This window comes from Altererythrobacter sp. B11 (assembly GCF_003569745.1).
Lineage (GTDB): Bacteria > Pseudomonadota > Alphaproteobacteria > Sphingomonadales > Sphingomonadaceae > Croceibacterium_C.
Genome location: NZ_AP018498.1, coordinates 2261750 through 2281280, shown reverse-complemented (window position 1 = coordinate 2281280; position 19531 = coordinate 2261750). Strand labels below are relative to the sequence as shown.

Annotated in this window: 18 protein-coding genes; 12 read left to right on the top strand and 6 right to left on the bottom strand. The window is 67.2% G+C overall.

Annotated features, from left to right (window positions below):
• Nucleotides 1-239: 239 nt before the first annotated feature.
• From AEB_RS10895 to tpiA, 3 genes are all read right to left on the bottom strand, one after another.
• A complete protein-coding gene (locus AEB_RS10895) occupies nt 240-1874 on the bottom strand; it encodes a CTP synthase (protein WP_119083223.1) in 1635 nt (544 codons plus the stop codon).
• Between the two features lie 158 nt (nt 1875-2032).
• The gene (secG, locus tag AEB_RS10890) at nt 2033-2443 is read right to left on the bottom strand and encodes a preprotein translocase subunit SecG (RefSeq protein ID WP_119083222.1); all 411 of its coding nucleotides are present in this window, start codon (nt 2441-2443) and stop codon (nt 2033-2035) included.
• 97 nt (nt 2444-2540) lie between these two features.
• On the bottom strand, nt 2541-3299 hold the full coding sequence (tpiA, locus tag AEB_RS10885; protein ID WP_119083221.1) for a triose-phosphate isomerase: 759 nt from the start codon (nt 3297-3299) through the stop codon (nt 2541-2543).
• A 210-nt stretch (nt 3300-3509) separates the two neighbouring features.
• Here tpiA and AEB_RS10880 point away from each other — a divergent pair, with 210 nt between their 5' ends.
• The 5 genes from AEB_RS10880 to trpC are packed head-to-tail and all read left to right on the top strand — an operon-like array spanning nt 3510 to nt 9409.
• Nucleotides 3510-5438, top strand: a complete 1929-nt coding sequence (locus tag AEB_RS10880) for a peptidylprolyl isomerase (RefSeq protein ID WP_119083220.1) — start codon at nt 3510-3512, stop codon at nt 5436-5438.
• Nucleotides 5439-5452: 14 nt separating this feature from the next.
• Nucleotides 5453-6973: an anthranilate synthase component I gene (trpE, locus tag AEB_RS10875; protein ID WP_119083219.1), complete on the top strand. Its 1521-nt coding sequence runs from the start codon at nt 5453-5455 to the stop codon at nt 6971-6973.
• Between the two features lie 7 nt (nt 6974-6980).
• Complete coding sequence (locus AEB_RS10870; RefSeq protein ID WP_119083218.1) at nt 6981-7580, top strand: anthranilate synthase component II; 600 nt, start codon at nt 6981-6983, stop codon at nt 7578-7580.
• Nucleotides 7577-8572 carry an anthranilate phosphoribosyltransferase gene (gene trpD / locus AEB_RS10865; RefSeq protein WP_119083217.1) on the top strand — a complete coding sequence of 332 codons (996 nt, stop codon included), beginning with the start codon at nt 7577-7579 and terminating at the stop codon, nt 8570-8572. The genes AEB_RS10870 and trpD overlap by 4 nt, the downstream gene beginning before the upstream one ends.
• Before the next feature lie 48 nt (nt 8573-8620).
• Entirely contained in the window at nt 8621-9409 is a 789-nt protein-coding gene (gene trpC / locus AEB_RS10860; RefSeq protein WP_119083216.1) for an indole-3-glycerol phosphate synthase TrpC, read from the top strand.
• Between the two features lie 15 nt (nt 9410-9424).
• Here trpC and AEB_RS10855 read toward each other — a convergent pair whose 3' ends face one another.
• The gene (locus AEB_RS10855; RefSeq protein WP_119083215.1) at nt 9425-9772 is read right to left on the bottom strand and encodes a PilZ domain-containing protein; all 348 of its coding nucleotides are present in this window, start codon (nt 9770-9772) and stop codon (nt 9425-9427) included.
• Nucleotides 9773-9930: 158 nt separating this feature from the next.
• Here AEB_RS10855 and AEB_RS10850 point away from each other — a divergent pair, with 158 nt between their 5' ends.
• From AEB_RS10850 to lexA, 4 genes are all read left to right on the top strand, one after another.
• Complete coding sequence (locus AEB_RS10850) at nt 9931-10302, top strand: tRNA-binding protein (RefSeq protein WP_119083214.1); 372 nt, start codon at nt 9931-9933, stop codon at nt 10300-10302.
• A 187-nt stretch (nt 10303-10489) separates the two neighbouring features.
• Entirely contained in the window at nt 10490-10960 is a 471-nt protein-coding gene (gene moaC / locus AEB_RS10845) for a cyclic pyranopterin monophosphate synthase MoaC (RefSeq protein ID WP_119083213.1), read from the top strand.
• The gene (locus tag AEB_RS10840; RefSeq protein WP_119083212.1) at nt 10957-12162 is read left to right on the top strand and encodes a molybdopterin molybdotransferase MoeA; all 1206 of its coding nucleotides are present in this window, start codon (nt 10957-10959) and stop codon (nt 12160-12162) included. Before moaC ends, AEB_RS10840 begins: the two co-directional genes overlap by 4 nt.
• 69 nt (nt 12163-12231) lie before the next feature.
• Nucleotides 12232-12933 carry a transcriptional repressor LexA gene (lexA, locus tag AEB_RS10835; protein WP_119083211.1) on the top strand — a complete coding sequence of 234 codons (702 nt, stop codon included), beginning with the start codon at nt 12232-12234 and terminating at the stop codon, nt 12931-12933.
• Nucleotides 12934-12964: 31 nt separating this feature from the next.
• Here the strand turns inward: lexA and AEB_RS10830 are convergent, their stop codons facing one another.
• Nucleotides 12965-15154: a ComEC/Rec2 family competence protein gene (locus AEB_RS10830; RefSeq protein WP_119083210.1), complete on the bottom strand. Its 2190-nt coding sequence runs from the start codon at nt 15152-15154 to the stop codon at nt 12965-12967.
• Between the two features lie 29 nt (nt 15155-15183).
• Between AEB_RS10830 and gltX the strand changes: the two genes are divergently transcribed.
• From gltX to AEB_RS10815, 3 genes are all read left to right on the top strand, one after another.
• The gene (gltX, locus tag AEB_RS10825; RefSeq protein ID WP_119083209.1) at nt 15184-16623 is read left to right on the top strand and encodes a glutamate--tRNA ligase; all 1440 of its coding nucleotides are present in this window, start codon (nt 15184-15186) and stop codon (nt 16621-16623) included.
• An 83-nt stretch (nt 16624-16706) separates the two neighbouring features.
• Entirely contained in the window at nt 16707-17936 is a 1230-nt protein-coding gene (locus AEB_RS10820) for a citrate synthase (RefSeq protein ID WP_442858062.1), read from the top strand.
• Nucleotides 17937-17939: 3 nt separating this feature from the next.
• Nucleotides 17940-18146, top strand: a complete 207-nt coding sequence (locus AEB_RS10815) for a hypothetical protein (RefSeq protein WP_119083207.1) — start codon at nt 17940-17942, stop codon at nt 18144-18146.
• A gap of 3 nt (nt 18147-18149) precedes the next feature.
• Here the strand turns inward: AEB_RS10815 and AEB_RS10810 are convergent, their stop codons facing one another.
• On the bottom strand, nt 18150-19529 hold the full coding sequence (locus tag AEB_RS10810; RefSeq protein ID WP_119083206.1) for a sensor histidine kinase: 1380 nt from the start codon (nt 19527-19529) through the stop codon (nt 18150-18152).
• Between the last annotated feature and the right edge of the window lie 2 nt (nt 19530-19531).

Here is a 19531-nt window from a genome sequence, read left to right as displayed (position 1 = left end):
CCCCCTCGACGCTTTGGAAGCGCCGACCTGTCTCCACGCAATGGCCGTCCGGGTCGCAAAAGACGGCCGAAGCATGTCGACAAGCTCTCGCCAGGCCGCCCGTTATACTTCACCCGATGCGCCGGGCGAAGCCGTCCCCCCAAGGCAGGGCAGCAGAATGTCGCCCCACGGCTAGGGTCTGTGTGCCTTTGTGCGCAAGCGCTTTCTGCGAACGGTTCCCAAAAAACGACAGGCTGGTGTCAGACCAATCGGGCCTGCTGCAACGCCGCCGCCACGAAGCCTGCGAACAGCGGATGCGGATCGAACGGCCGGCTCTTGAGCTCGGGGTGGAACTGCACACCCACGAACCACGGGTGATCGGGCCGCTCCACGATCTCGGGCAGCAGGCCATCGGGCGACATGCCGGAAAACACCAGCCCGCCCTTCTCCAGCGGATCGCGATAGGCCGAGTTCACCTCGTAGCGATGGCGATGCCGCTCCGAAATCTCCGTCGCGCCGCCATAGATGCGCGAGACATGGCTGTTGCCCGATAGCCGCGCGGCATAGGCGCCGAGCCGCATGGTGCCGCCCAAATCGCCCTCCGCGCTGCGCTGCTGCAAGCCTTCCTTGCTCATCCACTCGGTGATGATACCCACCACCGGTTCATCCGTATGGCCGAACTCGGTGGACGAAGCGGCAGCAATGCCCGCCGTGTTCCGCGCCCCTTCGATGCACGCCATCTGCATGCCCAGGCAAATGCCGAAGAACGGCACGCCACGTTCGCGCGCAAAGCGGACGCTGGCGATCTTGCCTTCGGAACCGCGTTCGCCAAAGCCCCCGGGCACCAGAATGCCGTGCATCGGTTCGAGCCGGGCGGCGATTTCGGCATCGTCCTGTTCGAACAATTCGGCGTCCAGCCAGCGGATGTTGACCTTCACGCGGTTGGCCATGCCGGCATGCACGAGTGCTTCGTTCAGCGACTTGTAGGCGTCGGGCAGGCCGACATATTTGCCCACAACGCCGATCGTCACTTCCCCTTCCGGGTTCTGGAAGCGATCGACGATATCGACCCAACCCGAAAGATCGGGCTGCGGCGCTTCGAGACGGAAGTGGCGCAGCACTTCGTTGTCGAGCCCCTCGGCATGATATTGCAGCGGCACGGCGTAGATGCTGGAGGCGTCCAGCGCCTGGATCACCGCTTCGCGCCGCACATTGCAGAACAGGGCGATCTTGGCCCGTTCGCTTTCCGGTAGGGGGTGTTCGCAGCGGCACAGCAGCAGATCGGGCTGCACGCCCAGGCTCGTGAGTTCCCGCACCGAATGCTGCGTCGGCTTGGTCTTCAGCTCGCCCGCAGCGGAAATATAGGGCACCAGCGTCACGTGGACGACGGCCGTGTTCTCCACCCCCAGTTCGTTACGCAGCTGGCGGATCGCTTCGATGAACGGCAGACTTTCGATGTCGCCCACCGTCCCGCCGATTTCGCACAGCACGAAATCCAGCCCCTCGGTATCGGCAAGGGCGAATTCCTTGATCGCGTCCGTCACATGCGGGATCACCTGCACCGTCGCGCCGAGATAGTCCCCCCGCCGCTCGCGCGCGATGATCTGCTGGTAGATGCGGCCCGAGGTGACATTGTCGCTCTGCCGCGCCGAAACCCCCGTGAAGCGCTCGTAATGGCCGAGATCGAGATCGGTCTCCGCCCCGTCATCCGTCACATAGACCTCACCATGCTGGTAAGGGCTCATCGTGCCGGGATCGACATTGAGATAGGGGTCGAACTTGCGGATGCGTATCTTGTAGCCGCGCGCCTGGAGCAGTGCCCCGAGGCTCGCCGCCATCAGTCCCTTGCCGAGCGAGGAAACCACGCCGCCGGTGATAAAAATGTACCGCGCCATGGGAGTCGGGCCTTAGGGGTGAAACCGGATTCGAGGCAAGCGGCCGAAGCATCTATTTGCACAGCCCTGATCGATTGCCTTCGTCACCTGTCTCTTCTCCACGCACATGCAGCCGGCCGGCAACAGGCCGGCCGGTCATCCAATTCCGATTTAAACGTTTAGTTCGCGACGCCCGCGAGCGGATCGTCGCTGGCCGGAGCGGGTGACGGGGTGGCCTCCGCTGCCGGCGAAGCCGCCGTGCCAGGCTGCCCCTGCGCCGGCGGCACCAGCTGGTCGACCGGGGCAGTACCGCCCACGCTCCGCTGAAGCGAATCGTCGATCTCGCGACCGCCGGTGGTATCGACCGCCACGGCCGCCATCAGGATCGAAAGGCCCACGAAGGCCACCGCGAGCCACTTGGTCATGCGGGTAAGGAAATCGGCCGCGCCGCGCGCCGAAATAAGGCCACCGGGGCTGCCGCCGCCGCCCATTCCCAGGCCGCCACCTTCGGAGCGCTGCATCAGGATGACGCCGACGAGTGCGGCGGCGACGAGCGCCTGAACGACAGTCAGGAAAATGAAAAGCGACATGAACTGTTCTCTGCTTTCGGCAATTCGCCCGCCATGTAGGCGCAGTAGCCCGGCGGGGCAAGGATCGCACCGGGCGGTCCGGCGCGACCACGCGCGATCAATGTTCGCCCAGCTCCGCCGCGGCGACGATGATGCCAAGGAACTGCTCCGCCGTCAGGCTGGCTCCGCCCACCAGGGCGCCGCCCACCTCATCGGCCGCCAGCAGTTCTGCGGCATTGTCCGGCTTCACCGAACCGCCATACAGAATGCGCACCTGGGCCCCGGCTTCGCCATAGATCCGTTCCAGCGTCTGCCGGATCGAACGGTGCATCGCACCCACATCTTCCACTGTCGGGGTGCGGCCGGTGCCGATCGCCCAGACGGGTTCATAAGCTACGGTGACTTTTTCTGCCGCCCCATCGCCGGTCGGCAACGAGCCTTCGAGCTGGGCAGAAACGACCGCCTCCGCCTTTCCGGCATCGCGTTCGGCTTCCGTTTCGCCCACGCATACGATTGCGGAAAGGCCCGCACCCAGCGCGGCTTCCGCCTTGGCCTTCACCACGGCGTCGGTTTCGCCGTGATCGGCGCGCCGTTCGCTATGGCCCACGATCACGAAGCCGGCTCCGGCGTCCTTCAGCATGGCGGCGGAAATATCGCCGGTGTGGGCGCCGCCTTCCGCGGCATGGCAATCCTGCGCGCCCACACCGATCAGCGTCGCTTCCTTGCGGGTCGCGTGGATCAGCGTGTAGGGCGGCGCGAGGGCCACTTCGGCCTTGAGCAGCCGTTCGGCTGCACGGTCAATCGCACGAGCTTCCGAAAGCATGGCGCGGGTGCCATGCATCTTCCAGTTGCCAACGATATAGGGGCGCAGGGCCATCTATAGTCCTCGAAAAATACAGGTTGGTTGAATAGCCCCTCCGGGGGCCAAGCATCGAGCCCGCTAGTCCGCGCGGCAGCCGTTGTCAAAAGAGCTTTTCCACATGGGAGGCAAGCCGCCTGTCCACTGTTGCGGCGGGGACGCAGGCCGGATAAAGCGCCCACCAAAGGCGCCAGCGCGCGACACGTCAGAGATTGCAGACCACCTTCCATGCTCCAGTTCTTTCGCAACTTCTTCAAATCGAAGCTCGGCGTCGTCATCACCCTGGTGTTCCTCGCGCTGATCGCCCTCGCCTTCGCCAGCTCGGACGTGGCCAATACCGGAACCTTCGGCGGTGTTTCGGGCGGTGACCGCGTGGCCGTGGTGGGCGATTCCAAGATCAGCACCTCCGAGCTTTCGATGAATGTCAGCAACGCGGTGGAGCAGGTGCGGCAGCGCGATCCTCGGGTAACCGTGCAGTCCTTCATCGCTCGTGGCGGCATCGACGAGGTGCTGGATCAGATGCTGCGCCGCGCCGCGATCGCGGAATTCGCGCGCCAGTCCGGACTGCGCGCCGGGGACCGGCTGATCGACAGCGAAATCCTGCAGATTCCCGCCTTCCGCGGCCCTGACGGCGCATTCGACCAGAACGCTTTCCTCGCGGCCATCCGCCAGCGGGGTTTGACCGAAGCCGCGGTGCGGGATGATCTCGCCATGGGTCTGCTCGCGCGGCAGGCGGTGACACCGGTGGCCGCCAATGCGCAGTTGCCGCAAAAGCTCGCGCAGCGTTACGCCGCCCTGCTGCTGGAAGAACGCAGCGGCGAAATCGCGCTGCTGCCGACCGCGCTCTATGCCCCGGAAGGCGCGCCAACCGACGCGCAGCTTAAGGCCTTCTACCAGTCGCACGAAAGCGACTTCATCCGCCCCGAACGGCGCGTGATCCGCTATGTCACCTTTGGCGAGGAAGCGCTTGCCCGCCCGGTGGAACCGACCGAGGCGCAGGTCGCGGCGCGCTTCAATCGCGACAAGGCACAATATGCCGCGAAGGAAACGCGCACCTTCACCCAGCTCGTGGTGCCGAACGAAGCCGATGCGCGCGCCATTGCGGCGCAGGCGCAGGGCGGCAAGTCGCTGGAAGCCGCGGCGAAGGAGAAGGGTCTTGCCACGACCACTCTCGGCCCCGTTTCGCAGGCGGAACTGACCACTTCGGCCTCCACCGCCGTCGCCCAGGCGGCCTTCTCCGCCGCGAAGGGCGCGATCGCCGCTCCTGCGCGGGGCGGGCTCGGCTGGTATGTGCTGCGGGTGGACGCCGTGAACAAGCAGCCGGCCCGCGCGCTGGCCGATGTGCGGGGCGAGATTCGCGATACGCTGGCGGCCGAGCAGCGCCGCCAGGCCGTGGACGACCTGACGGTGCGCATCGAAAGCGAGCTGGAGGACGGGCGGAGCCTTGCCGATGTGGCGAAGGAGCTGAAGCTCAATCCGGTGGTGAGCAAGCCGCTGACCGCCGACGGCCGCGTGTACGGCAGCGGGGAGCCGGCGCCGGAACAGCTCGGCCCGGTGCTCAACACCGCGTTCGAAATGGACGAGGGCGAGCCGCAGCTGGCGACGCTGGGCAACGACTCCTTCATTATCTTCGAAGCTTCGGACATCACCCCCTCGGCCGTCGCACCGCTGGCCGAGATCAAGGATGACGTGACCCTCGCCTGGCGCCGCAGCCAGGGCAACATCGCGGCGAAGCAGGCGGCCGACCGCGTGATGAAGCGCGTCGCCGCAGGCGCGAGCCTCGCCCAGGCGATGAGCGAGGAAAAGAAGCGCACTCCGCCGCCCGAACGCATCAGCATGACCCGCCGCGAATTGACGCAGCAGGGCCAGGTCCCCGCACCGCTGGCACTGTTCTTCAGCATGGCATCCGGCACGGTGAAGAAGCTCGAGGGACGCGCCGAAGGCGGCTGGTATCTCGTGAAGCTCGACAAGGTCGAGCCGGGCACGGTCAAGCAAGACGATCCGATCATCGCCACCACCGCGAGCCAGCTGGGTAATGTGACGGGCGACGAATACGCTGAACAGTTCATGGCAGCGGTTCAGGCACAGATCGGCAGCGAGCGGAACCAGGCCGCGATTGACGCGGTGCGCGCGCAGCTCGTCGGCAACGCGAACTGAGGCCTGCCCTGTCCGTGTCCCGGCCCGTTACGGATGGTGATCGCGCAGCGGCGGCAGTCGAGCGCCTGCAATCGGGCGCGCCGGCGCTCGTATGGCGTAAGGTCGTGGCCGACACGGAGACGCCGGTCGGCGCGGCGCTCAAGCTGATCGAGCCGGGGCGCGGCGATTTCCTGCTCGAATCCGTCGAAGGCGGCGCGGTGCGCGGGCGCTATTCCTTCCTCGGCCTCGATCCCGATCTGCTGTTCCGTGCGAGCGGTGCCGCCTGCGAGGTCAACCGCCGCTGGCAGCAGGATCGCGAAGCCTTCGAACCGCTGGAGCGCGACAGCCTCACGGAACTGCGCGCCCTCGCCCAGTCCTGCCGGATCGACGTGCCGCCGGAACTGCCGAGCGCGCTTACCTGCCTCGTCGGCTATTTCGGCTACGAGACGATCGGCCTGGTCGAGAAGCTGCCCCGCGCGCCGCAAAGCGAGCTCGACCTGCCGGACATGCTGTTCGCGCGCCCCACGCTGATCCTGGTGTTCGACGGCCTGACCGACGATCTGTTCTGCATCGCCCCCGTATGGGCGGGCGGAAGCGATCCGGTGCTGGCAGTGGAGCGCGCCGGCGAGCGTATCGACGAGGCGCTGCGCCGCCTCGCCGCCGGGCCCGCACCGCTGCCACAGGCGGAACAGCTGCCGCCGATGGATCTGCAGCCGGTGATGGACGAGGCGGATTATGCCGAGATGGTCCGCCGCGCGAAGGAGTATATCACTGCGGGCGACATCTTCCAGGTGGTGCTGGCGCAGCGTTTCACCTGCCCCTTCCCCCTGCCCCCGCTGGCGCTCTATCGGGCCCTGCGGCGGGTGAACCCCTCGCCCTTCCTCTATTTCCTCGATCTGCCGGGCTTCGCCGTGGTGGGATCGAGCCCCGAAATCCTCGTGCGCGTGCGCGATGGCGAGGTGACGATCCGGCCGATCGCCGGCACGCGCCCACGCGGTGCCAATGCGGCGGAGGATCGCGAGAACGAGCGCAGCCTGCTGGCCGATCCGAAGGAATGCGCCGAACATCTGATGCTGCTCGACCTCGGGCGCAACGATGTCGGGCGCGTGGCCGCGGCGGACAGCGTCGCTGTCACCGCCAGCTTCACGATCGAGCGCTACAGCCATGTGATGCACATCGTCAGCAATGTGGTCGGCCGGCTGGCGGCGGATCGCGATGCGCTGGATGCGCTGTTCGCCGGCTTCCCCGCGGGTACCGTGTCGGGCGCGCCCAAGATCCGCGCGTGTCAGGTCATCGCCGAGCTGGAGCCGGAGACGCGCGGCCCCTATGCCGGCGGCGTCGGCTATTTCGCGCCCGATGGCTCAGTCGACAGCTGCATCGTCCTGCGCACCGCCGTGGTGAAGGACGGGGTGATGCATGTACAGGCCGGGGCGGGCATCGTGGCCGATAGCGAGCCGGCCTATGAAGCGGCCGAATGCCGCCACAAGGCCGGCGCGCTGATTGCCGCCGCGCGCGAGGCGGCGCGGATTGCCGCCGAACCCGGTTTCGGGCAGTAGGCCGCGCATGATCCTCGTCATCGACAATTACGACAGCTTCACCTTCAACCTCGTCCATTACCTGATGGAACTGGGCGCGAAGGTGGAGGTGGTGCGCAATGATGCGCTGACCGCGCGCGAGGCGCTGGCATCGGGTGCCAGCGGCTTCCTGATCTCGCCCGGCCCTTGCACGCCGAACGAAGCCGGCGTCAGCCTCGATCTTGTCGCCGCCTGCGCGGCGGAGCGGCGGCCGCTGCTGGGCGTGTGCCTGGGCCATCAGGCGATCGGCCAGCATTTCGGTGGGCGCGTCGTCCGCGGCGGGCTGATGCACGGCAAGACCAGCCCGGTGACGCATGACGGCACCGGCCTCTTCGCCGGCCTGCCCTCCCCCTTCACCGCCACCCGCTATCACTCGCTGATCGTGGAAGGCATTCCCGACAGCCTCGTCATCAATGCGGAGAGCGAGACCCCGGGAATCGACGGCACTGCGGTGATGGGTTTCCGCCATGCCGAATTGCCGATCCACGGCGTGCAGTTCCACCCGGAAAGCATCGCCACCGAACACGGCCACGAACTCCTCGCCAACTTCCTCCGGATCTGCGGGCTCGAAGCGAAGGCGCGGGCGTGACCGGCCTGCCTTCGGTCGAGCGCCCGCTCGCGGAGGATGAGGCAGAAGATGCCTTCGGCGCCATGCTCGACGGGCGCCATGCGGACGAGGATGTCGCCCGCTTCCTGCTCGAACTGGCTGAACGCGGCGAGGTGGCAGCGGAAATCGCCGGCGCCGCGCGGGCGATGCGCAGCCGCCTGATCCCGGTGACGGCCCCTGCCGGCGCCATCGACGTCTGCGGCACGGGGGGCGACGGGCACCACACCCTCAACGTCTCCACCGCCGTCAGCCTGGTGGTCGCGGCCTGCGGTGTGCCGGTGGCCAAGCACGGCAACCGCGCCGCCTCCTCCAAGGCCGGCGCGGCGGACACGCTGGAGGCGCTCGGCCTCGATTTGGATCGCGCGGCGGAAACTGCGGAGGAAACGCTGGCTGATCTCGGCATCGGCTTCCTGTTCGCCGCCAAGCACCATCCCGCCATGGCGCGCATCATGCCGATCCGCCGCCAGATCGGCCGCCGCACCATCTTCAACCTGATGGGCCCCCTCGCCAATCCCGCGCGCGTGGAACGGCAGCTGATCGGCATCGCCCGCCCCGCCTATGTGCCCATCTATGCCGAGGCGCTGGCCCGGCTCGGCACGGAGCGCAGCTTCGTCGTCTCCGGCGACGAGGGGCTGGACGAGCTGAGCTTGGCGGGCGGCAATGAAGTGGCCCAGATCACCGGCGCTGAGGTACGGATGTCGCGCGTCGATCCCGCCGATGCCGGCCTGCCGCGCCACCCGGTGGAGGCCATTCGCGGCGGCGACCCGGCGCATAATGCGGCGGCCCTGCGCGATCTGCTGATGGGCGCCCCCGGCCCCTATCGCGAGGCCGTGCTGTTCAATGCCGCCGGCGCGCTGCTGGTGGCGGAGGAAGTGGAAAGCTGGGCCGAAGGCGTGGAAGAAGCAGCCGAAGCCATCGACAAGGGGCTGGCCAAGGCGCTGCTCGATTGCTGGGTTGCCGTCACCCGGCGCTGACCGCCTTCGCTCTCGACTTCGCCGCCGGCCGCCGCCATGGAACGCGCGATGGATAAACTCACCGAGATCTGCGCGACGAAGCGCGAAGAGGTCACCGCGCGCAAGGCACTGGCGACCGTGGCCGATCTTGACCGGCTGGCCGCCGCCCAATCTGCCCCACGTGGCTTCCGCCGGGCGCTGGAAGCGAAATCGGCCGGCACGGGCTTCGGGCTGATCGCGGAGATCAAGCGCGCATCGCCTTCCAAGGGCCTGATCCGCGCCGATTTCCGCCCGGCCGAACATGCGGTGGCCTATGAGCGGGGCGGCGCCGCCTGCCTCTCCGTGCTCACCGATGCCCCCTATTTCCAGGGGCATGAGGATTTTCTGGTGGATGCGCGGGCCGCCTGTTCGCTGCCCGTGCTGCGCAAGGATTTCATGGTCGATCCCTGGCAGGTGGCCGAAGCCCGGGCGATCGGGGCGGACGCAATCCTCATCATCGTGGCCGCGCTGGACGATGCGAAGATGGCGGAGATCGAAGCTGCCGCGATCGAACGGGGCATGGATGTGCTGGTGGAAGTGCACAACGAAGGCGAGATGGAACGGGCCGCCCGGCTCCAGTCGCGCCTGATCGGAGTGAACAATCGCGATCTCAAGCGCTTCGTTACCGATCTCGGCACCACCGAACGGCTGGCGCCGCTGGCCCCCGAAGGCACGCTGCTGGTGGGTGAAAGCGGTATCAACAGCCACGCCGATTGCGCGCGGCTGGCGCGCGCGGGCGTGCGCTGCTTCCTGGTTGGCGAAAGCCTGATGCGCGAAACGGATGTGGAGCAGGCGACCCGCGCGTTGCTGGCCGGCTGAGCGGCACCCGCGCGGCTATTTCCGCCGCCAGTGCCACCAGCCCGTTTGGGCGCTCGGGCGCGATTCGGCCTGGGAAAGGTTCGCCCCGATCCCCGATTCCCCCAGCAGCGCCGCCAGATCGATCTCCTCATGCGCGCGCACGCCGAAGCGCCGCCCCGCAGTCCATACCACCTCGCCCGCTATCCGCGTTCCGCGCCGCAGGATTTCCACCTGCGTGCCCACCGTCGGGGGTGAGTCCGCCCTCGCCAGCAGCCCGGTGGCGGAGACATTGGCAATGGTGATTTCGGCGCAGTGCTCCCCCACACGCATTTGCGCCTTCAGGGCGATAAGCCGCCTTTGCGCGCGATCGGTTTTCCGTGCCATTGCGCCTTCAATACACTTGCGCCCCGGCAGGGTTTCCTCCGCAGCGCCCGCTGGCGGGCTTTGCAGGACAGGTTGCTGCCGGGTCGCGCGAACCCATGGCGGTCTTCCGCCTTTGCGCCGGTCTAGTCCTCGCCGACCATGAAGGCTAGAGCGGCACGATGCATATGCACCACGACCCCGCCGCTCCCGCCGCTCCCGAAATCGCCTTCGCGGATTTCCTCAAGGTGGACATTCGCGTCGGTACCATCGTGGAGGCGGAACCCTTCCCCGAAGCGCGCAAGCCGGCCTATCGCCTGCTGATCGATTTCGGCCCCGCGATCGGCCTCAGGAGGAGCTCGGCGCAGATCACGGAGCATTACCTGCTGGATGATCTGATTGGGCGGCAGGTGGCGGCGGTGGTCAACTTCCCACCGCGCCAGATCGGCCCGATGATGAGCGAGGTGCTCACCCTGGGCTTCCCCGATGAGGAAGGACATGTGGTGCTGTTCTCGCCCGACAGGAAGGTGCCCGATGGCGGGCGCTTGTTCTGACGGAGCGGCTCCATGCCCGCCTGTCCTACAGCCAGGCCGGCGCGGCATGGGCGGGGAATGCGAAATGTTCCACCCCCTCTGCCGATCCTACTCGCACACAGATGATATACCGGGATAATTTTTTGGCACGAACCCTGTTCCAGCGTGTTCCAGCCAGCCCATCCACCAGGGAGCAAAAGCAGATCCGATGACCAGGCTTACCCATCTCGACGAGAGCGGCGCGGCGCGCATGGTGGATGTCGGCGGCAAGCCGGAAACGGCACGCAGCGCTACCGCTACGGGCCGCATTCGCATGAGCCCGGAAGCACTTCATGCGATCCGGGACGGCAGCGGGCCCAAGGGCGACGTGCTGGCCGCCGCGCGCATCGCCGGCATCATGGCGGCCAAGCGCACGGGTGACCTGATTCCGCTGTGCCACCCCCTCGCGCTGGACGCGGTGACGGTGGACTTCACCTTCGCGGATGACAGCGTGGAGGTGACCGCGCGCGCCTCGCTCACCGGCCGCACCGGCGTGGAGATGGAAGCGATGACAGCCGTCTCCCTCGCGCTGCTGACGATTTACGACATGGCCAAGGCGATCGACAAGGGCATGGTAATCGAGAGCATCCGCCTGCTGGAAAAGACCGGCGGCAAGAGCGGCACCTGGCGCGCGGCATGAGTCTGCCGGAACCCATTCCGCTTGGTGAGGCGCAGGCGCGGCTGCTCGCAATGGCAGAGCCGCGCGGCAGCGAAACCCTGCCGGTCGAGGCGGCATTGGGGCGCTTTCTTGCGGCCGAGCTGGCAGCGCAGCGCGATCAGCCGGCGGCGGACCTCTCGGCCATGGATGGCTATGCCATGCGCGCGGATGATCTCTCCGGTCCGTGGAAGGTGGTGGGCGAAAGCGCGGCCGGGCACCCGTTTGCGGGCGCGCTCCGGCGGGGAGAAGCGATCCGCATCTCCACCGGCGCGCTGATGCCGGCAGAAGGTGGGGCCGTTCTGCTGCAGGAAGAGGCGGTGGGAGAGGGTGAGCGGCTCACGCTCGCCCCCGCAGGAGAGGCTGCGCCGCGTCATGTGCGCCGAGCGGGCTTTGATTTCCGCCGCGGGGCTGGCCTGCTCGCGGGCGGCACCCGGCTCGGCCCGGCGCAGATCGCCCTCGCAATCTCCGCCGGCCATGCCTCGGTGCCTGTCGGCCAGCGCCCCGCGCTCGTCGTGATCGACAGCGGGGACGAACTGGCCGAGACGCCCGAGAACTGTCCGCCGCATCGCATTCCCGCCAGTAACGGGGCCATGCTCGCTGCCATGGCCGCGCCTTGGGCTGGATCGGTCATGCGGATCGGTCCGGTCAGGGACGATCTTGGCGCCCTTGCAGACGCTCTCGCCCGTACCGAAGGGGCCGATGTGGTGGTCACCAGCGGCGGAGCGTCGGTGGGCGATCACGATCTTGTCCGCCCCGCGCTGGAGGCCTGGGGTGCGCGGATCGATTTCTGGCGCGTGGCGATGAAGCCGGGCAAGCCGCTGCTGGTGGCCCGGCGCGGGCGGCAGATCGTGCTCGGTCTGCCGGGTAATCCGGTGTCGAGCTATGTCACCGCGTTCCTTTTCCTGCTGCCGCTGCTGCGCCGCATCGCCGGCGCGGCGGAGCCCCTTCCCCGCCTTCTCGGCTTCCCCCTGGCCGGCGATTTGCCCGGCGTGGGCGGGCGGCTGGAATTCGTCCGCGCGCGCCTCGATCCCGGCGGGCTCGCGCCGATCGCGCAGCAGGACAGCAGCGCCCTTGCCGCGCTGGGCAGCGCAGACGCGCTGATCCGGCGGGAGATCGGCGCCCCCGCAGCGCGGGCAGGAGAGATGGTTCAGGCCTATCTGCTCGAGAATGGCGGAATTGCTTGACGGGCAAGCGCGGGTTGCCTAATTGTTCCATGTTCGTTCCCGAATTGGAACATCTCGAGGAGTGGCTTCATGTTGACCGCCAAACAGCACGAGCTCCTGCTTTTCATCCAGCGGCGGCTGGAGGAATCAGGCATTTCCCCGTCTTTCGAGGAAATGAAGGAGGCGCTCGACCTGAAGAGCAAATCGGGGGTCCATCGCCTGATTTCCGCTCTCGAGGAACGCGGCTTCATCCGCCGCCTGCCCAATCGCGCCCGCGCGCTGGAAGTGCTGCGCCAGCCTGAAGACCGGACGGCATCGCTGCGGCAGGCCGCCAATGATACGGGCTCGTCCGCCTCTGTGGTCGGCAAGGTGGCCACGGCACCGCGCGCGGCCCCTTCCCCGGCCAATGACGTGATCGAAATCCCCCTCCACGGGCGCATTGCCGCGGGCGTACCCATCGAAGCGCTGGAGGACAGCCGCGTGCTGCCGGTTCCCGCCGCCCTGCTGGGCGCGGGGGAGCATTACGCGCTAGAGGTATCCGGCGACTCCATGGTGGAAGCGGGTATTTTTGACGGCGATTATGCGCTCGTCCGCCGCACCGATACGGCGCGGGACGGCGAAATCGTGGTCGCGCTGGTGCGCGATGAAGAGGCTACGCTCAAATATCTGCGGCGGGAAAACGGCATGATCCGGCTCGATCCCGCCAACGCCTCCTACGATCCGCAATTCTTCCGCCCTGATGAGGTGAAGGTTCAGGGCAAGCTCGCGGGCCTGCTGCGCCGCTACCACTGAGGGGCTGAGGCCCCACTTTGGTGAGGGCGGGTCAGCGGCGGCTCCGCTGCACGCCGGCGCGCCACCAACCGTGGTCGCCCTGCCCCTCCGCCACCGTGTCGATGTGCCGGCTGGCAAGCACGATTGCGAGGCCGCCGGTTTCGCTCAGCATGCGCCGGTCGGCCCGCAGCCAGCGCGGCCGACAACTGGCCGGCAGCCAGCGATCGGCGATGACGATGTCGGCCCGCTCGCAGGCCGCTGCCAGTGCCCGCTCAGCGATGATCTCCCGGCTACGGCTCATCAGGATGTGCCAGTCCCGCCCACCCCGCCGCAGGGAGACGACGCAGAAGTCACGCGAGCACCTCGCTCCCGGCCAGTCCGCCATCGCCACCGGCTCCCCTTCAAGGGCAGCCATCTGCAGGAGATTGTCCTTCGCATAGTCGCTGCGGCTGTCGCGCAGCATGATCAGCCGCTCATCCTCGCCCACGATTCCGACATGACGCCCGTCGCCGGAGATCAGCAGGTCCGGCCGCGGGGTTGCCAGCAGCAGCAGGGTCGCCAGCGCCGTGGGAACGAGACCGAGCAGCCGCATCCGTCCGCGCCACAGCGCCAGCCACAGCCCACCCGCAAGGAACAGGGCGAAGGTCGGGCCGCCCATCTGCGGCATCAGCTTGACGGCCCCCGCCTGCCCGGCGGTGAGATAGGCGATGAAGAGCAGGAGATCGAGCGACTTGCCGGCCATCCACCAGAACGGCGCGCCCAGCCCGGCGAGGTCCAGCACCAGCGCCAATGCAATCAGCGGCATGGACAGAAAGGTCACGAGCGGAATGGCTACTACATTCGCAAAGGCGCCGTACAGCCCGGCGCGATGGAAATGGAACAGCACGATCGGCATCAGGGCCAGCTCGATCACCAGGCCGGTGAGCAGCAGCATCGCCACGCGCCGCCCGGCCCGCGACAGCCATCCCTCTTCACGGGGAGCGAGAAAGGCGCGGATCGGCCTAGCCTCATGCAACGCCACGATCGCAATTACCGCCGCGAAGCTCATCTGGAAGCTGGGGCTAACCAGCGCCTCCGGCCACAGGAGCAGGACGACCACCGCGGCGATGGCCACCATGCGCAGGCTCAGCGGCTCACGCCCCAATGCAAGCGCCCCCAGCACCAGCAGCGCGCCCACGCAGCTGCGCACCGTGGGCACCTGCGCCCCCGTCAGCAGGGTGTAGCCAATCCCCGCCATCGCGGCGACAGCGGCCGAAAGCAGCGGCAGGCGCACGCGCAGCGCCAGCCAGGGCCACAGGGCCAACAGCTTCAGGGCGAGGATATAGGCGGCGGCGATCACCGCGCTGACATGGAGACCGCTGATCGAAAGCAGGTGCGTCAGGCCAGCATCGCGCATCGCCGCCTCATCGCTCTCGGCAATAGCGCCGCGATCTCCACTGGCGAAGGCCGCCGCGATTGCGCCGGGGGAGCCCCCCAGCCTCTCCCGCACATGGGCAGACAGGCGCCGCTGCAGATCCGGCAGCACAGCACCGCCCGGCCCCTCTTCCAGCACGACGACGGGCCCCTGCACGGAGCCGGTTGCGGCAAGCCCCGCGAACCAAGCCGTGCGCGCGAAATCATAGCCGCCGGGCAGCATGGGGGCGGCTGGCGGCATCAGCCGTGCCCGCAGCCGCAGCAGCGCCCCTTCGGTGAACCGCGGGTCGTCCTGTGCCAACGGAATGTTGATCCGTACCTTGATCGCCCGACCGGCGCCCGGCTCCCGGATAGCGAGGACGAGACGAACACGCTCCTCGGCCGGCTGCTCCTCCCGCTGAAGCACGCGTCCTTCCACCACGGCCGACATCGGCCGCGCGATGGGTTCGGTCCCGGCCACTTCGGACCGGGTCCAGGCGAGCGTGACGCCAAAGGCGAAAAGCAAGCCCACGACGGCGAAAGCGGTCAGCAGGTGGGATCGCTCGTGGCGCCCACGCCACATTGCGCCCGCGCCAAGCGCCAGGAGCAGGCCACCGGCCAGGGCAGCCACCCAGCTCGCTTGCGTAGGGAGCGCGAACCAGGCCGCGATTCCCGCTGCCAGCGCCACCGCGAGCCATGGCCCGCGATCAAGCGCAGCACCGGCCAGGAACCCTTCGGCGCCATTTGCAAAGCTGGACAAGAGGCCGCGCATTCGCCAAGGCGGCTGCTGCAACGCAGCATCCCCCGTGTCCTCCCCCAACGGAACGAGTGGCGAATGGCGCGTAGCCATGATGGTTATTGGATAGGAAGCGAGTGCAGATGGCAAGCGATAGCGTGACGGCGGCATCGGATCGGCCTGTCGTGACCCGCTTTGCGCCCTCCCCGACAGGCTTTCTGCATATCGGCGGCGCCCGCACGGCGCTGTTCAACTGGCTGTTCGCCCGCCACCACGGCGGCAAGGCGCTGTTGCGAATCGAGGATACCGACCAGAAGCGGTCCACCACGGAGGCGATCGACGCCATTCTTGATGGACTCGGCTGGCTGGGCTTCGATTGGGACGGGGATACGGTCTACCAATCGGAGCGTGGCTCCCGGCACGTCGAAGTGGCGGAAAAGCTGCTGGCCGCCGGCCATGCCTATAAATGCTACGCCACGCCCGAGGAGCTGGAGGAGATGCGCGCCGCGCAGCGCGCCGCCAGGCAGCCGCTGCGCTATGACGGGCGCTGGCGCGATCGTGATCCCGCCGATGCTCCGCTGGGCGCGCCTTTCGTCGTCCGGCTCAAGACGCCGGACGAAGGGGAGACGGTGATCGAGGATGCGGTGCAGGGCCGCGTGACGGTGAAGAACGCCGAGATCGACGATTACATTCTTCTGCGCGCCGATGGCACGCCCACCTATATGCTCGCCGTGGTGGTCGACGATCACGACATGGGCGTAACGCATATCATCCGGGGCGACGATCACCTCAACAACGCCTTCCGCCAGCTGCCGATCATCCGCGCCATGGATGCGATCGAAGGCGGCTGGCAAGACCCGATCTACGCTCATATTCCGCTGATTCACGGGAATGACGGCGCCAAGCTATCCAAGCGGCACGGGGCGATGGGCGTCGATGCCTATCGTGACGAACTCGGGATCCTTCCCGAAGCGCTGTTCAACTATTTGCTTCGTCTCGGCTGGGGCCACGGCGACCAGGAGGAATTCAGCCGGGAGGAGGCAATCGCCGCCTTCACGCTGGAAGGCGTCGGCAGGAGCCCTTCGCGCTTCGATCTCAAGAAGCTGCAGAGCATGAACGGCGATTACATCCGCCGGGCGGACGACGCGCGGCTGGCGGCGCTGGTGGCGCCGCGGATCGGCGCGCAGGCTGACGCGGCGGTGCTGGAAAGGGCCATGCCCGTGCTCAAGACCCGCGCGCGCGATCTGAACGAACTGGCCGAGGGCGCGGCGTTCCTGTTCCAGCAGCTGCCCCTGCCGATGAGCGAGAAGGCCGAGAGCCTGCTGACGGAGGATGCACGGCAGCTCCTGTCGCAGATTTCCGCGCGTTTGCAGGCCGAACAGGACTGGACAATCGAGGCTCTGGAGGCCAATCTGAAAGCCTATGCAGAGGAGCTTGGGCTCGGCCTCGGGAAACTCGCGCAGCCGCTTCGCGCGGCACTGACGGGGCAAACCACATCCCCGGGAATTTTCGATGTGCTGGCCCTCCTTGGCCGAGAGGAGAGCCTGGCGCGGATCGACGCGCAAGCCAGCGCGCCGGGTTAACATTATCGATCGCAAGGAGACGTATTTTGTCGGACAAGCAGGCACAACTGTCGGCCGGGGGGCAGGATTTCGACTTCCCGATCATGGAAGGCACTTGCGGGCCCAATGTGGTCGATATCCGCAAGCTCTATGGCACCACCGGGATGTTCACCTTCGACCCGGGCTACAAGTCCACCGCGTCCTGCGAGAGCGCGCTGACCTATATCGACGGCGAGGAAGGTGTCCTTCTTCACCGCGGCTATCCGATCGGGCAGCTGGCCGAACATTCCAGCTTCATGGAAGTGGCCTATCTGCTGCTGAACGGCGAACTGCCGAGCCAGGATGACCTGGACACTTTCACCTACACGATCACCCGCCACACCATGCTGCACGACCAGCTGCGGCAGTTCTACCAGGGCTTCCGCCGCGATGCGCATCCCATGGCGATCATGTGCGGCGTGGTGGGTGCGCTTTCGGCCTTCTATCACGACAGCACGGATATTTCCGATCCGGAGCATCGCCGGATCAGCAGCCACCGGCTGATCGCCAAGATGCCGACGATCGCGGCCATGGCGTTCAAATATTCGATCGGCCAGCCTTTCATGCAGCCGACCAATTCGCTGAGCTACACCGGCAATTTCCTGCGCATGACCTTCGGCGTCCCGGCCGAGGAATATGAGGTGCTTCCGGCGGTGGAAAAGGCGATGGACCGGATCTTCATCCTCCATGCCGATCACGAGCAGAACGCCTCGACTTCTACGGTCCGACTTGCCGGTTCCTCCGGCGCGAACCCCTTCGCCTGCATCGCGGCAGGCATTGCCTGCCTGTGGGGCCCCGCGCATGGCGGTGCCAACGAAGCGGCGCTGAACATGCTGCGCGAGATCGGCACGCCCGACCGCATTCCCCATTACATCGAGCGGGCGAAGGACAAGAACGATCCCTTCCGCCTGATGGGCTTCGGCCACCGCGTGTACAAGAACTACGATCCGCGCGCCACGGTGATGCAGAAGACCGTGCGCGAGGTGTTCGACGCGCTCAACGTGACCGATCCGGTGTTCGAAACCGCCCTGCGGCTCGAGGAACTGGCGCTGAAGGACGACTATTTCGTCGAGAAGAAGCTGTTCCCCAACGTGGACTTCTACTCGGGCGTCATCCTCTCCGCCATCGGCTTCCCGACCACTATGTTCACTGCCCTCTTCGCCCTTGCCCGCACGGTCGGCTGGGTGGCGCAGTGGAACGAGATGATCTCCGATCCCGGCCAGGTGATCGGTCGCCCACGCCAGCTCTACACAGGGCCGACGCAGCGCGATTACGTGCCGGTGGAGAAGCGCTGAGCCATGCGCTTGCTCGGATGGATCATCCGGGTCCTGGGCATATTGCTATTCGCGGCCGGGCTCCTGTGGACTCTGCAGGGGCTCGGCATCGTGATGTGGCCTCAGGAAAGCTTCATGCTGGCCGACCGCAGCTGGGCTGTGCGCGGCGCGATCACCGCTGCAATTGGCCTGGTGTTGATCTGGCTGGCCGGGCGCGTCGCGCGCCGCTGAGGCTCAGCCCTCGGGATCGGCCGGCAGGTCCAGTATGAAACGAGCGCCCTGCCCGGGCGCGCTTTCCACCCGAAGTTCACCGCCCATCGCGCGGGCAAGGCGCCGCGAGATATACAGCCCGAGACCCGATCCGCCATCGCCTGTCCGGCCTAGGCGCTCGAACTTCTCGAAAATTCGCGTCTGCTGGTCCTCGGAGAGGCCTTCGCCCTGATCCGCCACGACAAGCCGGGCAATTGCGCCTTCGCTCTCGACGCGAAGCCAAACCTGCGAACCTTCCGGCGTGTAGCGGATGGCATTCCCCACGAGATTGAGCAGGATCTGCAGCACGCGGCGGAACTCGGCCACTGCCGGCGCACTCTCGTCAGGCTTGGGGGCATCTATGCCTATCCCGCGCTCCCGCGCCCGCATGCCGAGAATGCCCGCCGCCCGCCGCGCGACATCGGCCAGGTCAATATGGTCGGGGGCGGTACTGAAATCTTCGTCCTCCACCACTTCAAGGTCGACAAGGTCGTCGATCAAGGCCAGCAGATGCTCGCCGGCTGTCGCGATGTCTGCGGCGTAATTGCTGTATTCCTCCGCCAGCGGACCGGCGAGCTGCGTCCGGATCGTCTCCGCATTGGCGATGATCCGGGCCACCGGCTGCCGCAGCACGGGGGCGAGTTCCCGGCCAAGGGCAGCGGTCATGGCCTGCCTCGTCGCGCCGACCATTGGCGGGACGTGCTCCGCAAGCGGGGGCTCATCCGCAACCAGATGCAGTTCGAAGCCATCTCGGCCGGGTGCGGCAGCCCCTAGCGGAATGAGATGCGCGGTCCAGCTGCGCGATGATCCGTCGATCGTCAGCCGTGCGCCGTCCAACAGGCGCCAATGAAGGTTCTGCTTCTGGCCTCCTTCGGCGCCCGCGAGACCGACGAATTCGGTCCAGCGTCGGCCGCGCCCCAGCTCCATCCGGCTGGACAAGTCTGCCAAATCGACACAGCGGCTCTCCACCGCGAGCAATTCCTGCTCCGGCCCCAACCTTGCGGAGAGCTCCGCTGACTGACGGAGGATGCTCGAGCGGCGTTCGGCCGTCTTCTGCAGCTCGGCGGGCGAAAGGGGAGCGACGTGCCAGTTGGACATGCTGATGGCGCAGCCGTCTGCATCGGGCACCACTTCCGCCCAGGCCGTAATCCGCTCCGCCCCGTCCTGCGCGCGGATCGGTCTTGCAAAACGCAGTCCATAAAGGCGCGCCTTGCGAATTAGCTCGAGCAGAGCGGGCGCGGCCACCACGCCGGGAAGCTCGCCACCCAATCGCCGCTGAAGACTGGCCAGCGGTTCTTCTGCTTCGATCAGCCGGTCGCCCGTATCCGTGCGCGCGCGGGCGATGTGGATCGTCGTTCCCGACATCG